Source organism: Kaistella sp. (assembly GCF_032060305.1).
Taxonomy (GTDB): Bacteria; Bacteroidota; Bacteroidia; order Flavobacteriales; family Weeksellaceae; genus Kaistella; species Kaistella yananensis.
The window spans coordinates 15,371-29,624 of record NZ_DAMBHK010000027.1; the positions used below are offsets into that span (position 1 = coordinate 15,371).

At 39.1% G+C, this 14,254-nt stretch carries 16 protein-coding genes; 4 read left to right on the top strand and 12 right to left on the bottom strand.

Annotated elements, in window-relative coordinates; all coding sequences use genetic code 11:
- The first annotated feature begins 114 nt into the window (after positions 1-114).
- Together V5N63_RS05625 and V5N63_RS05630 are read left to right on the top strand one after the other, a co-directional pair.
- Positions 115-2,058 carry a S9 family peptidase gene (locus V5N63_RS05625; RefSeq protein ID WP_332033168.1) on the top strand — a complete coding sequence of 648 codons (1,944 nt, stop codon included), beginning with the start codon at positions 115-117 and terminating at the stop codon, positions 2,056-2,058.
- 101 nt (positions 2,059-2,159) lie between these two features.
- The gene (locus tag V5N63_RS05630; RefSeq protein WP_265144630.1) at positions 2,160-2,945 is read left to right on the top strand and encodes a patatin-like phospholipase family protein; all 786 of its coding nucleotides are present in this window, start codon (positions 2,160-2,162) and stop codon (positions 2,943-2,945) included.
- Here the strand turns inward: V5N63_RS05630 and V5N63_RS05635 are convergent.
- The 11 genes from V5N63_RS05635 to V5N63_RS05680 form a co-directional block, all read right to left on the bottom strand.
- Complete coding sequence (locus tag V5N63_RS05635; RefSeq protein WP_332033169.1) at positions 2,916-3,272, bottom strand: diacylglycerol kinase family protein; 357 nt, start codon at positions 3,270-3,272, stop codon at positions 2,916-2,918. The two genes, V5N63_RS05630 and V5N63_RS05635, sit on opposite strands and share 30 nt — an antisense overlap.
- A gap of 118 nt (positions 3,273-3,390) precedes the next feature.
- A complete protein-coding gene (locus tag V5N63_RS05640; protein ID WP_332023774.1) occupies positions 3,391-4,635 on the bottom strand; it encodes a DUF1015 domain-containing protein in 1,245 nt (414 codons plus the stop codon).
- 7 nt (positions 4,636-4,642) lie between these two features.
- Positions 4,643-5,602 carry a D-2-hydroxyacid dehydrogenase gene (locus V5N63_RS05645; protein WP_332033170.1) on the bottom strand — a complete coding sequence of 320 codons (960 nt, stop codon included), beginning with the start codon at positions 5,600-5,602 and terminating at the stop codon, positions 4,643-4,645.
- 49 nt (positions 5,603-5,651) lie between these two features.
- Positions 5,652-6,716, bottom strand: a complete 1,065-nt coding sequence (gene serC, locus V5N63_RS05650) for a 3-phosphoserine/phosphohydroxythreonine transaminase (RefSeq protein WP_332033171.1) — start codon at positions 6,714-6,716, stop codon at positions 5,652-5,654.
- 104 nt (positions 6,717-6,820) lie between these two features.
- Positions 6,821-7,171, bottom strand: coding sequence for a 4Fe-4S binding protein (locus V5N63_RS05655; protein ID WP_088469000.1), 351 nt, complete (start codon positions 7,169-7,171; stop codon positions 6,821-6,823).
- Between the two features lie 234 nt (positions 7,172-7,405).
- Positions 7,406-8,020: a flavin reductase family protein gene (locus V5N63_RS05660; protein ID WP_332033172.1), complete on the bottom strand. Its 615-nt coding sequence runs from the start codon at positions 8,018-8,020 to the stop codon at positions 7,406-7,408.
- Positions 8,021-8,081: 61 nt separating this feature from the next.
- Entirely contained in the window at positions 8,082-8,780 is a 699-nt protein-coding gene (locus V5N63_RS05665) for an SDR family NAD(P)-dependent oxidoreductase (protein ID WP_332033173.1), read from the bottom strand.
- Positions 8,781-8,787: 7 nt separating this feature from the next.
- Positions 8,788-9,081 carry a TIGR03643 family protein gene (locus V5N63_RS05670; protein ID WP_332033174.1) on the bottom strand — a complete coding sequence of 98 codons (294 nt, stop codon included), beginning with the start codon at positions 9,079-9,081 and terminating at the stop codon, positions 8,788-8,790.
- A gap of 35 nt (positions 9,082-9,116) precedes the next feature.
- Positions 9,117-9,236: a DUF2256 domain-containing protein gene (locus V5N63_RS11915; protein ID WP_442905780.1), complete on the bottom strand. Its 120-nt coding sequence runs from the start codon at positions 9,234-9,236 to the stop codon at positions 9,117-9,119.
- A 2-nt stretch (positions 9,237-9,238) separates the two neighbouring features.
- The gene (locus tag V5N63_RS05675; protein WP_332033175.1) at positions 9,239-10,558 is read right to left on the bottom strand and encodes an ABC1 kinase family protein; all 1,320 of its coding nucleotides are present in this window, start codon (positions 10,556-10,558) and stop codon (positions 9,239-9,241) included.
- Position 10,559: 1 nt separating this feature from the next.
- Positions 10,560-11,216 carry a TetR/AcrR family transcriptional regulator gene (locus V5N63_RS05680; RefSeq protein ID WP_332033176.1) on the bottom strand — a complete coding sequence of 219 codons (657 nt, stop codon included), beginning with the start codon at positions 11,214-11,216 and terminating at the stop codon, positions 10,560-10,562.
- Between the two features lie 94 nt (positions 11,217-11,310).
- Between V5N63_RS05680 and ribA the strand changes: the two genes are divergently transcribed.
- Positions 11,311-11,901, top strand: coding sequence for a GTP cyclohydrolase II (ribA, locus tag V5N63_RS05685; RefSeq protein ID WP_332033177.1), 591 nt, complete (start codon positions 11,311-11,313; stop codon positions 11,899-11,901).
- A 146-nt stretch (positions 11,902-12,047) separates the two neighbouring features.
- On the opposite strand, the gene V5N63_RS05690 is transcribed toward ribA, so the two are convergent.
- Positions 12,048-12,734 (bottom strand): MarR family winged helix-turn-helix transcriptional regulator, encoded by a 687-nt coding sequence (locus V5N63_RS05690; RefSeq protein ID WP_332033178.1) that lies wholly within the window; start codon positions 12,732-12,734, stop codon positions 12,048-12,050.
- Positions 12,735-13,125: 391 nt separating this feature from the next.
- On the opposite strand from V5N63_RS05690, the gene V5N63_RS05695 reads away from it, so the two are divergent.
- Positions 13,126-14,160, top strand: coding sequence for an acyl-CoA reductase (locus tag V5N63_RS05695; protein ID WP_332033179.1), 1,035 nt, complete (start codon positions 13,126-13,128; stop codon positions 14,158-14,160).
- Positions 14,161-14,254 lie beyond the last annotated feature (94 nt).

Consider the following 14,254-nt stretch of genomic DNA (forward strand, 5'->3'; position numbering starts at 1 on the left):
GCTTACGGTGAAGTGATTCATATCTAAAAATTACAACACAACTTGTATAAAACCACAGATTTTCTGTGGTTTTTTTGTTTGCAAAAATTCATATCTTAACAAAAAATTAATCACATGAATTATAAGTACATCTTACCTGTTTTTCTTTTTTCGGGAACAGTGCTGTTTTCGCAGGCAACTTCCCAAACCATCGTGCCAAATGAAAACCTAATTGCAGAAAATATTCCCGCTATTCCGAAAGGTCTCAGCGAGAAAATCAAGAAATATTCAGAAAGCCGGAGCGCCAATTTCACCGCCATTCATCCCAACGGAAAAGAACTGATTATGGTGACCCGATTTGCATCAACCAATCAGCTTCACAAGATTTCCCAGCCTATGGGAAACCGAAAACAGCTTACTTTTTTTGACGAACCGGTGAATTCTGCTGATTACGAACCTGTAAAAGGTGAGTATCTGGTTTATTCCAAAGACATTGGCGGAAATGAATTCGGGCAGCTTTTCAGATTAGATTTAAAAACGATGGAATCTACACTGCTTACCGATGGCGGAAGATCACAGAACGGCGGCATGGTCTGGAAGAAAGACGGCAGCGGATTTTATTTCACTTCCACCAAAAGAAATGGTGGCGACCGCGATATCTATTTTATGAATCCGCTGAAACCGGAAGATACAAAACCTGTACTGCAACTAAAAGGCGGTGGCTGGCGCATCAATGATATTTCTGATGACGGTAAGAAACTTCTCGTCGGCGAGTATGTTTCCGCAAACGAATCGTATCTCTATCTTTTCAATACAGAAACCCAAAAACTGGAGCCCATTACCGACAGAAATGAAAAACAGATCGTACAGGGAAATGCCAGATTCAGTAAAAATGCCGACGAAATTTGGTATGTAACCGACCGCGGTAATGAGTTCAACCGTTTAGCTTCTTTAAATCTGAAAACCAAAAAAATCAGTTACTTCACGACTGATATTCCGTGGGAAGTTTCCGGTTATACGCTTTCTAAAGATAAATCGAAAATTGCTTTCGAAACCAATGAAAGCGGACTCAATAAAATGTACCTAATGGATGCCAATTCCAAGAAATATTCAGAAGTAAAAGGGCTTCCTGTAGGTCTTGTGAATAATTTTCAATTTACGAATGATGGCAAATCCCTGTTTTTTTCGCAGTCTACCTACGATTCTTCTGCAGATATCTACAGACTGGATCTCGCTTCCAATAAAATCGAAAGATGGACCGACAGCGAACAGGGAGAAATGCAGAAAACCGACATGTCTGCACCAAAACTTATTGAATGGAAGAGTTTCGACGGGATGAAAATTACCGGTTTTTATTATCCGGTTTCAAAGAAATTTACAGGTAAAAGACCTGTTCTGATCAACATTCACGGCGGTCCGGAAGGGCAGTCGATGGCTTCATCTTTAGGTTCCGGGAACTATTATACCAACGAAATGGGCGTTGCACTGATTTATCCCAATGTGCGCGGCTCGTCAGGTTTTGGTAAAACATATATTGCAAGCGACAACGGATTCAACAGAATGAATTCGGTGAAAGATATCGGCGCTTTGCTCGACTGGATTGCGAAACAGCCCGAACTCGACAAAGACCGTATCATGATCATGGGCGGCAGTTACGGCGGATTTATGACACTGGCTACCGCCTATGAGTATGCCGATAAAATCAGATGTTCGGTGGATATTGTTGGAATTTCCGACTTTAATACTTTCCTTAAAAATACCGAGGAATACCGCCGCGACCTGAGAAGAGTAGAGTACGGCGACGAACGCGATCCTAAAATGTGTGCTTTTTTCACGAAAATTGCACCACTAAATAATACCGACAAAATTAAAAAACCCATGTTTATTATTCAGGGTACCAACGATCCCCGCGTTCCTGTAACCGAAGCCACACAGATGCGCGACAAACTGAAAGCCCAGGGAAACACGGTATGGTATCTCGAAGCAAAAAATGAAGGTCACGGTTTCCGCAAGAAAGAAAATGTCGATTTCCAGAGACTCGCGGTGATCCGTTTTATGGAAGAATATCTTTTAAAATAAACCAAGTGTAAGAAAGCCATTCCCGCGAATGGCTTTTTATTTTAATTTGTAGGGAGAATTTCGTAAATGTTTTTCTATTTTTGACTGTCAAAATTTGTTAGATGTATAATTTAGGTTTAGCCCTTTGTGGTGGCGGTTCCAAAGGGATCGCCCATGCCGGAGTCATTAAATTTCTTGGTGAAAAGAATATCGTGCCGGATGTTCTTGCCGGTACCAGTGCCGGAGCCATTGTGGCAACCATGTATGCTGCGGGAAAAACGCCGGAGGAGATTATAGCCTTTTTTAAATCAGTTTACTTTTTCAAATGGAATCATTTCGCGTTCCGTAAACCGGGAGGCTTTATTCAGTCTGATGTTTTTGCGAAATACCTGAAACCCATCTTCGAAGACCGCAAACTCGAAGATCTTGATAAAAAGGTTTTTGTGACTGCGACCAATATCATCACCGGAAAACTTGAAGTTTTCGGAGGTAATGTAAAAGTGGTGGATGCGGTGATTGCTTCCTGTGCCGTTCCCATGGTGGCAACGCCGTATAGAATTGGGAATCATCTTTACAGCGACGGCGGAATTTTAAATAATTTCCCGGTAGATGTGCTGAAATATGTAAGCAGAAAAAATATTGGCGTGTATTTCTCCCAGCAGAAATCCATTGAAGAAAGCAGTCTGAAAAATCTTTTTAATATTACTGCCAGGGCCTACGATATTATGACGACGCAGGCCGAGCTTGGCAAGATTACTTATTGCGACTGGCTGATTAATCCGGCAGACCTTCAGAAGTATAATATGTTTGAAACTAAAATAACCAGAATGAACGAGATTTTCGCCATTGGATACAAAACTGCAGCTGAAAGTTACGAACTAAACAAAAATGTACTGGGGATAAATTAAGAGCCCGATAATTACCGAAACAAACGCTAGAAGTAAGACTGCTCCCGCCGCAATATCTTTAATCAAACCAATCTGCTCACTAAATTCGGGGTGTACAAAATCGCAGATTTTTTCGATCGCGGTATTCAGCATTTCTACACTTAAAATTGCAAAACAAACCAAAAAGATAATAGCAGCGTGTTCCGGTGAAAGTTTCAGATAAACGATTAGAAAAATGTTGATCAGCAGTGCCAGAACTTCGAGCTGAAAATTCCTTTCAGACCTTAGCATTTGGAGGATTCCTTTAAGGGAATTTAAAACACTGATGTGGAATGCGGGTTTTCTCATGTTTACCGAACACGGTTTTTAAATAAAATCCGCCCTGAACAGAGCGGAGTTAATTGAAAAAAATGTTTATCACCTGACTGTAGTTCTTCAAATTTACACATTTTTAATTATAAAGTACTTATTGTTTCATATCGTACATTACCAGTGCTGTAACCAGTTTGGGCTCGATATAGGTGCATTTTGGCGGCATCTTAATGTTTTTATCCGATACTTTCAGAAGATCATTAAAACTTACCGGATAAATTCCGAAACCGACTTTAAACTCTCCGGAATCTACTTTTTCCTTGATCTTATTAATCCCTTCAAGCCCGGAATTTCCTTTTATATAGGTGATTTTATCTGTGGTTTTCGGATCTTCAATACCAAGAATATCCTTGAAGATAAACTCTTCGAGAAGAAAATGATCCAGGTCATTCAATTCGCTCTGCTTTTTCCGCAGATCGTGTTTTACGTGAAGCGAATAGAATTTGCCCCCCAAATACATCGAGATATGGAATTTTTGTGAAGGATAGTAAGGTGTATCTCCTTTTTCATGAATCAGAAAGTTTTCTTCAATTTTTGAAAGAAATTCTGTTTCCGACAGTCCGTTTAAATCATTTAAAATCCTGTTATAATCATGGATTTTAATCGACTGGTTCGAAACGATAAAACTGAAAACGTAATTGTAATGTTCGGTACCTGTATGTTTTTTGTTTTTCTTCTTCATGTTGGCCGCATTCAGCGCGGCAGAGCCGATCCTGTGGTGTCCGTCTGCTATATAAAAAGAATCAATCTTCTCCAGCACTTCTTTAAACTGAAGCATTTTCAGGCGGTTATCGATACGCCAAACTTTATGTCGCACTCCATTATCATCCACATAATTGAGCACCGGAACATTTTTTTCCTCATGATTCATCAGCAGCTCTACCTTAGGATTTGCCATATAGGTAAGCAAAACAGGTTCAGCCTGAATGTTTACTTTTTCCAGATAATAGGCAAGTTTTTCTTTTTTGTGTGTGAGGGTAGATTCGTGCTTTTTAATCCTTCCGTTCCGGAAATCATCAACACTCACCAATCCCAGCAGTCCGCGGAAAACAGATTTATTGGGCAGAAACTGTTCATAAAGATAATACGATGAGCTATCCTGAACGAGTTTTTTATCATCGAGAAGTTCTTCGAAATTGGTGCGTATTTTCCTTAGATTTCTGTCGATATCCTTAGATTTACTCACCACATAAGGTTTAATCATCTGAATATAAGATGAATCCTGCTGTGCTTTTTTAGTGATTTCTTCCTGCGAAAAATTGTCTAAAGGATGGGTTGGGAAAATATCAACGTAATCTTCACTCGGTCTTATTCCCCGGAATGGTTTAAAAATAGGCATCGTATCTCTATAGTTTATTTTTAATGTCAATAATTTGAGCGGCAAGTTCTGCTCCGATTTTTTCCTGTGCATCCACGGTATTTCCGCCTAAATGCGGCGATAACGAAAGATTGGGATTCATAAGAAGTGGGAGTTCCGGGGTTGGCTCATTCTCAAAAACATCCAGTGCGGCACCGGCAATTTTTCCGGAATCGATGAACTGGAGTAGGGTAACTTCATTTAAAACTCCGCCACGTGCTGTGTTTACTATGAAAACTCCGTCTTTCATCATTTCAAACTGTGGTGTATCAATAATATATCCGTCGGATTTTGGGGTGTTGATGCTCAGGAAATCTACCTCTTTAAAAAAATCTTCCTGGTTGGTGGTAGAAGTGATTTCGAAATTTACGGTCTGCCCGTCGAAGAAATCCAGGAACAGGGTTTCCGTACGCGGTTTTCTGGTAAGGACTTTCGCTTTCATCCCCAACGAAATTCCCATTTTTACCACTTCCTGGCCAATTCCGCCAAAACCGATCACTCCTAATGTCTTTCCTTCAAGTTCCACCGCGGACGAGAATGATTTCTTCAGCGCTTTAAAGTGCGTTTCGCCTTCCAGCGGCATCAGACGGTTGGATTCGTGAAGGAATCTTGCCAGCGAAAAAAAGTGTGCAAAAACCATTTCTGCGACTGAGCGGGATGAAGCTTTTGGAGTATTGATGATATAAAGGCCTTTGTCAATGGCATATTCGGCGTCGATATTATCCATTCCCACGCCGCCACGTCCTACAATTTTCAGGCCGGGGCAGGCATCAATTAAATCTTCGCGCACTTTTGTAGCGCTTCGAACCAATAGGACATCAATGTGATTTTCGTTAATGAAACTGATGAGATGTTCCTGGGAAACCCGGGTTTCTACCAATTCGATTCCGGCTTCTGCTAAAGCATTTTTACCTGATTCTGAAATACCGTCGTTGGCTAAAACTTTCATAAATGTTGTATCAAATTAACTAAGTAAAATACAAAGTGTGTTTGTGTAATTATTTTGAACTTTTCATCACATCAACCAAAACCTGAACGCTTTCGATCGGCAGTGCATTGTAAAGACTGGCTCTGTAACCGCCTAAACTCCTGTGCCCATTCAATCCGCTGATTCCAGCAGCTTTCCAGGCAGCATCGAACTCATCTTTTTTAGATTCGTCTAAGAGCTGGAACGATACGTTCATTAGGGAACGGTCTTCTTTCTGGCAGAAGGTTTCAAATAAAGGATTGCTGTCGATTTCTTCGTAAAGGAGTTTTGCTTTGGCTTCGTTTCTGGCTTCAGCAGCGGCAATACCGCCATTTTTTTCCAGATGCTGTAAGGTGAGCAGGGTGGCGTAAACCGGGAATACCGGAGGCGTATTGTACATGGATTCTTTGTCGATATGACTCTGGTAATTCAGGATCGACGGAATTGTTCTTCCGGTATGACCCAAGATACTTTTTTTAACTACCACAAGCGTTACGCCCGCAGGTCCCATATTTTTCTGTGCTCCGGCGTAAATCAGGTCAAACTGTGAATAGTCGATCACACGGGAAAAAATATCTGAACTCATATCACAAACCATAAGCGTATCAACCTTAGGGAACGATTTCATCTGCGTTCCATAAATGGTATTGTTGGAGGTACAGTGGAAATAATCGTATTCGCTGCCTACGGTATAATCTTTCGGAATGAACGAATATTTTTGCTCCCTTGAAGAACCTACGATATCTACGGTTCCGAAATTTTTTGCTTCTTTAATCGCGCCTGCAGCCCAGGTTCCGGTATCCAGATACGCCGCTTTGCCGTTTTCGGCTTTCATGAGATTATATGGAACCATTAAAAACTGTAAACTTGCGCCCCCACCAAGGTAAAGTACTTCGTAATCATCGCCAAGGTTCATGAGTCTTTTTACGATTGCTCTGGCTTCATCCATCACCGCAACAAAATCTTTGCTCCGGTGTGAGATTTCGAGGATCGAGAGTCCTATGCCGTTGAAATCGAGGATGGCTTCTGCTGATTTCTGAAAAACTTCCTGCGGTAATATGCAGGGACCTGCGCTGAAATTGTGTTTTTTACTCATGTTTTTAGTATTTGAAAATCCGAAAGTTGCGTATTTCTTTTTTAATTCCGTAAAGTTAAGAGATTTAAGAAAAAAAAACGCCCACAAAAAGTGAGCGGATTATATTATTCTCCGTGTAAGAAAGCTTTTTTCTCGAGCAAGCTTTCCTCCGATTCTACATGGTCTTCATCCGGGATACAGCAGTCTACCGGACAAACTGCCGCACACTGCGGCTCTTCGTGGAAGCCGATGCACTCTGTACATTTATCGGTTACAATAAAATATACATCATCGCTTACGGGTTCCTGCGGTGCATCTGCATCTACCGTTAAACCGGATTTCAAAACAACCATTCCTTTCAGTGCGGTGCCTTCTGAAGCCTTCCAGTCTACTGCACCTTCATAAATGGCGTTATTGGGGCATTCCGGCTCACAAGCACCACAATTAATACATTCGTCTGTTATTCTGATAGCCATTGCTACTTTAATTTTAAATTTCCGCAAATATACAAATAATTCGCCTCACAGTACTAATTTTCGATGGCTTACGTTGGGAAATACGCGTCAGTTTCTGTATTGCTGCGTAACGGAAGACATCTTTTCAGACGGCGGCTGCAATTTTAAAATGTATAAAATAAGCGTCGAAATAATTACGGAAAAATTGTTTGGATGAAGACGAAATTCGGTTTATTTTCTGTCCTAATGTGTTTTTTAAGGTTTTGCATACTTCATGCGTTTGATCAGTTTCGTGGTGTGATATCCGTTAAGCGCTGAACCGGTAAGTGTTTCTGCCTTTTCGATATCAAGAACGCCCTCTTCCAGCCAGATGTTTTCGGGAAAATACAGATCTATTATTTCTCCGATAATCAAAAGGGTATCATTGCTTTTCACTGCCACCGTTTCTTTCAATTCTAAACCGATCTGGATTTTCGATTCTTCGACGAAAGGTGCTGCAAAATTATTTTTGTACACCGCAGTAAGTCCCACGGCTTCGAATTCTGATTGTTCTCTTGGATATCTTGCCGAGGTTTGATGGGCTTTTTCGAAAATATCTGCTGTTATATGGTTAATTGTGAAAAATTTTGTCTGTTGTATATTTTCAATAGTGTGCCGCTCCACAGAATGCGGTCGGGAAATAAAACCCATGAGGGCGGGATCGGCACCCAAGTGTATAACTGAGTTAAAAACGGCAAGATTGGTTTCGTGCTCCCGGCTTGCTGTTCCTATTAAATTAAGACTTTTGAAGCCACTCAGGGAATTGATTAATGCAGTTCTTTTGCGATGTTCAATCTGTTGGATATCTAAACTGTTGAGATGGATGTTCATTTTCGTTTTCTTTCAGAAGATGCTGAAATATTTCTAATTTCAGGCTGCTTAAAGCTGAATATTATATTTTTACGGAACCCATTCCGCCATCGACTCCTATGATTTGCCCGGTAATCCAGCGGGCATTGTCTGAGATTAAAAAAGCTGCCATTTCGGCAATCTCGTGTGGGTTTCCGATTTCCTGTAATGGATGTCTTTTGGCTGCGGCCTCCCGTTTTTCTGGGGTTGACAGAAGCTGGGCCGCAAGTGAGGTATCTGTTAAAGAGGGAGCTATAGCATTTACCCTGATTTTTTGTGCCGATAATTCTGCAGCAAGCGTTTTGGTTAATCCTTCCACAGCACTTTTGCTTGCCGCCACCGAAGCATGAAAAGGCATCCCAAGTTTTGCAGCGACAGTACTGAACAGAACAACAGAAGAATGATCGGCTTTTTTAAGGTTAGGCAATATTTTCTTGATAATTTTTACCGCTCCGATCACATTGATCTCAAAATCACGCCTAAAATCATCTTCTGTAAGCCGGTTAATAGGTTTTAGGTTGATGCTTCCCGGAGCATAGATTAAGCCGTCGATGGTTTCAGGGAAATTAATATCATCCAGATTTCCAGAAAGGGTATCCAACGGATAGAATTCGATATTTAACTGGTTTATTTCAGCGTTTTCTGTTTTTGATATGCCAATAATGCGGTGCTGTTCTGTCAGGATTTTTGCTGCGGCTAATCCTATTCCTTTTCCACAACCAACGATTACAATATTTTTCATCTTTTAATTATTTAAGATTTTTACTTCTTTTTGAAATTTTGTTCAGGCTTATGGTGCGCTGCCTGCGGCATTTGAAACGGTTTATTACAGCAGATCTCTTCAGCAGATGTTTTTTGCTGATTCCGGAGTTTACGCGTTTTCTCCAAAGTTTGAAGCTTGACTGCTTTAACTGTAAACGCATTAACTGTATCACTTCGGATTCGCTGAGGGAAAACTGATATTTTATGGCTTCAAAAGGAGTCCGGTCTTCCCAGGCCATCTCGATGATGCGGTCGATCTGTTCGATGCTTAAATTTTTCATTGGCCAAAATTTTTATAATGAAACGGTGTCGCTTTTTAGAGACAGAAGCTTTTTGCTGTAAATCTGCTTGCAGACAATTCCAGTTTCCACTTTTTCCGCCAGTTAAAGGGCTTCCCGCGAGTTTCAAATATTTTTGATGGTAATTCGGATGGAATTGCTAATCTTTAATAAACTTTTTGTAGTTATTGATTTCGATATGTTTAGACCCAAGATCATGCATCATATTGTAAAGACCGAAAAAAGTTCGGTTGATATAAATAAAATGCTTAGAGCCACGGTTAGTATTCATTCCTTTGATGTCATTCGGTTTTGCATAACGCTGCCCTAATTCAGCTATTTCCCTGAAGAAATTTTCATCTGAAAAATCAAAATACTCCTCATTAAAAGGTCTCGTAAACAGTTCCAGCAATTCGTAGAATAGTTTAGAGAAAAAATCTTTTTCCTGGGCTGAATCTTCTTCGCGTAAGATTTCTAATTGGTGTAGTTTTTCCAGGAAAATCTCCGGGTTGTCTAAATTTTCTTTTTTTGCCAACTCAAAGTATGGGATGTAAAAATCTAACGGAACTTCTTTGATGCAGCCAAAATCGATGACCAGAAGTTTATTGTCTTCTGAAACCAGAAAATTGCCGGGATGTGGGTCTGCATGTACTTTTTTCAGCACGTGCATCTGGTACATGTAAAAATCCCAAAGTGTTTGACCTACCAAATTAAGCTCCTGATCATGGTGATGTTTTTTGGTAAAATCAGAAAAATGAATGCCCTGCATCCAATCCATTGTAATGATTTTTTCGCAGGATAATTCCGGATAATAATTCGGGAAGCTGATGTTCGGAAGATGACTGCACTCATCGGCAAACGCCAGGCTGCTGTTTAATTCCAGGTTATAATCTGTTTCTTCGTAAAGTTTGTCTTCTACTTCCTTAAAGTAAGTTTCGGATCCCTCTTTTTTGATGTTGAACATTTTAATGGCCATGGGTTTTACCATTTTCAAATCACTGGAAATACTTTCGCGTATGCCGGGATACTGAATTTTCACCGCCAGGACTTTATCGCCCAAGCTTGCCTGATGCACCTGACCAATACTTGCTGCATTTATGGATTCGGGAGAAAAATAATCGTAAATTTCCTCAGGATTTTTACCGAAGTATTTTCTGAAGGTTTTCTTTACCAGCGCGGCCGAGAGTGGTGGTACAGAAAACTGGGACAAAGAAAATTTTTCCACATATTCCAGCGGGAGTATATTTTTTTCCATGCTCAGCATCTGGGCAACTTTCAAGGCAGAGCCTTTTAACTCTTTCAGGGAATCATAAATATCTTCCGCATTGTCGTGATGCAGGATTTTACGGGCTTCACCTTCTTCCTTTGTTATTTTGTTGCCATAATACTTCAGGTAATTTACCCCTACTTTTGCTCCTGCTTTTAAGAGGCTGCCGGTTCTTTCTAACTTACTTGTAGGTATTTTGTCTAATGTCTTCATTTTACCTTATTTTAAATTTCTCTTTCCATAAAAATTTCCCCAGATCAATGGCTTTTCTTAAGGGTTCGTTATCGAGGAATTCAAAGCCTGTGTCAATGGTTTTTTCAATGAAGATGTCGGTTTTTTCAAAATCCGGCGACTGATCCATCTTCCAGAATTCTAAAACAGAAATCAGGTGCAGCCACATCGCCGCCTGTCTGGATTTTGTATTGAGGTGACGTATTTTTTCACTCGCTTTTTCCGCCATTTCCCAGTTTCTAAAATCTAAACTGTTGGTGAAATCGATAAAGCTGCCGCGCAAGGTTTCTAATATTTTTAGACTCTGTAGTTTGTTGTCGCCTAAAATCTTTAATACAATGGAGCGATTCATGCTAAGGTTTTCAAAAAAAACAAAATAGAGATTAAGCAACTGTTCTTTTGCTGTAGACACCCGCTCTTCCTGCCCAGTAACCAACGCTACAGATTTCTGGAAAAAATGGTTGAGTATTTCTTTTTCTACATGCTCAAAGCCTGAAAAAAAGTGATAGAAATCTTTTTCCTCAAAATTGTTTTCTTTGGCAAACAGGTATACATTTTTCGGCCGGTCACCATGATTTAGAAGATAGTCACTGTACTGCGTGAAGATAAAATCCCGTGTTAATGGTGTATGATTATTCATTTCTGTTGATTTATTAAAAAATATAGTACAAAAATAAACTATTTATTAATATAAAAGTATATATTTGTACTATAATTTTTTAAAAAAGAATATTATGATACAGATTCAGGCACAATCTACTATTCCTACAGATTTTGGCAATTTTACAGTGTATGCTTTTTCGGAGCATGAAGAAGACTGGAGTCCGCATTTGGTATGGGTAGCAGAAAATACAGATTTTAATCGTACTGTAAACGTACGTTTTCATTCAGAATGTATTACGGGAGAAGTTTTTAATTCAAAGAAATGCGAATGTGGGCAGCAGTTAACCGAATCCATGAAATTTGTTTCAGAACATGGCGGAATGATCATTTATCTCCGCCAGGAAGGCAGAAATATCGGGATTATCAATAAACTTAAAGCGTATTCGCTGCAGGAGAAAGGCTATGATACCGTTGAAGCTAACCTGATGCTGGGATTGCCCGCTGACGGAAGAAATTTTGATGTAGCGATTGAAATACTGAAACTAATGAACGTAAAAGAAATAAATTTACTTACCAATAATCCTGAAAAAATTAAATCTCTGAACAAAAGCGGCATTAAACTGAGTAACAGGCTTCCCATGGAGATACAACCTAATGAAGTGAACAGAAGCTATCTCAGTAAAAAACGAAATTACTTTGGTCATCTGCTGGAAAAAGTTTAATTAATTCCCGGAATGTTCAGTGCTTACTTCAATATTAGGAAAAGCAATGTTTCAGAAATAAAAAAAATAACTGCAGACTCAGCCTACAGTTATTTTTTTTTCTCTATCGGTGATTTAGTACATCGGATTGCTAAACCCTGAAGCCATCAGTTTGAACTGATTTTATTCATTTCCCTGCTGCTGTGAAGGTGTTCGTAGGCTTCATTGAGCAGGTTTTTGGAGTCTATATTTTTTTCGTAAATCGGTAAATGAAAATGATTAAGTTTTTTCAAAAGCCTGATTAATTCCATCTTTTCGTTGGAGGTTAAGTTTCCCGATACAATATCTGTAGCCATCCTGATTTTATCCATCTGCATTTCTAAGGCGCTGATGCCGCTTTGGGTAATGGAAATCACTTTCTGTCTTTTGTCTTTCAGCGAATCTTTTTGGGTTACCCAATTCTGTTCGATTAACCTGTTGATGATCTGCATCCCAACCGGTTTTTCATGTACATTTTTTTTAATTAAATCCATTTTCGACATTTCGCCAAACGCTTTCAGATTGATGAGATAGATGAAATCCTCCTGGGTAGAGAAACTCGAACCGAAAATGGCTGATTTAGAATAGCTTTTGGCGTAACGGTTCAGGTGAACAAGCAGCGTGTTAATCACACTTTCCGGGCTGCGTCCTTTTTCCTTTCCAATCCAGCCGGGCAATTCTTTGTTCTTTGCCACGGTATTGCTGGCAGCTAACCAATCCCTAAAAGCATGCATAGAAACATCTTCATTATTGTCGTTTTCAGCTTCAAATTCTTCTACCAGATCTATAATATCCTTAATCAACTGATATTTCATAAGTTTAAATTTAGGAAACAAATGTACTAAATTTATTTAAAATTTAAATTTCTTCAATAAAATTTAGTACTAAAGGTTTAAAAATATACTAAAAAATATAATTTCAGTCATGTTCATCTTTTTTAGTTCTTAAGATTTAATTTGAAGCGAAATATGCGGCCCGTTATTTTATTACGGTTGCTTCGGCCTGAAATAAGGAAAAAACTAAGCTAAGGTATTTTATCAAATAAAGTTTTACAAATACTATCTTTGCAGGAGATATTTAGAGGCTTAGTGTATGCCAGAGAAATATTGCGATTAACGTTTGATAAAACATGTAGAGGTGAAAATTTGAAAGTGATCCATAAATTATCATATCCCAATTTATTAAAAAATCCAGAATTTAAATAGGATGAGCAGAGAGAGTAAAATTTCAGGACTTTGTGAATTAGGCCTGTATATCAAGAATTTCACAGTAAAAAAAGAAGACGATTATAACGGCGATGATGAAAAATTTGCTGCTTTGTTAAGAAAATCCGAAATCGAAAATCCATGGTTTACAATTGAAAATCAAAAGTTTGCTTTGAACCAATGGGCAGATTTATTAAATGAGGGAAACCTGAACGAATGGCTTTCGCATTATAAAGCTTCACTCGTTCCAAAAAGAGTTGGCTTAATCCTGGCCGGAAACATTCCCATGGTGGGTTTTCATGATGTGATTTCGGTGGTTTTAAGCAATCACATTCCGATTATTAAACTCTCATCTAAGGATAAGCGGATGCTGCCGTTTTTAATGGATAAATGGAATGAATTTTCAAACGGAAATGTGCCGTATGAAATGGTGGAAAGACTCGAGAGTTTCGATGCTGTAATTGCCACAGGAAGCAACAATACCGCTCGATATCTGGAGTATTATTTTAAAGACAGCTTGAGTATCATCAGAAAGAACAGAACGTCGGTAGCAGTGCTGAAAGGTGATGAAACTGATGAGGAATTACAGCTTCTGGCAGAAGATATTTTCCGTTATTATGGCTTGGGATGCAGGAATGTTACGAGACTTTTTATTCCAGATGATTTCCTGATCGACAGGATTTTTGAAAATTTCCTGAATTTTAAAGAAATCATTAATCATAATAAATACGCCAATAATTACGAATATAACCGGGCGGTTTATCTGTTGAACCAGGAGAACTTCTGGGACAATAATTTTGTAATGCTGAAAGAGGATGAAGCACTATTTTCGCCGCTTTCGATTATTAATTTCTCCCGATATTCAACTCTTGACGATGTTCGTGATTTTATTGAAGCCAACGAAGAAAATATTCAGGCTGTGGTGGCAAAACCGGAATTGGGATTCGAAAGTATTGGTTTGGGCGAAGCACAGAATCCAGGTCTGGATACTTATGCAGATCACGTAGATACAATGAAATTCCTGGAGGTTATTTAGTGACCAGCTGAAATAGAATTTGCGTGAAGTAAAAATTAATAAGTAATTATATTATAGCATTCTAAGTATCAATTACTCATAATTGCTTTAACTA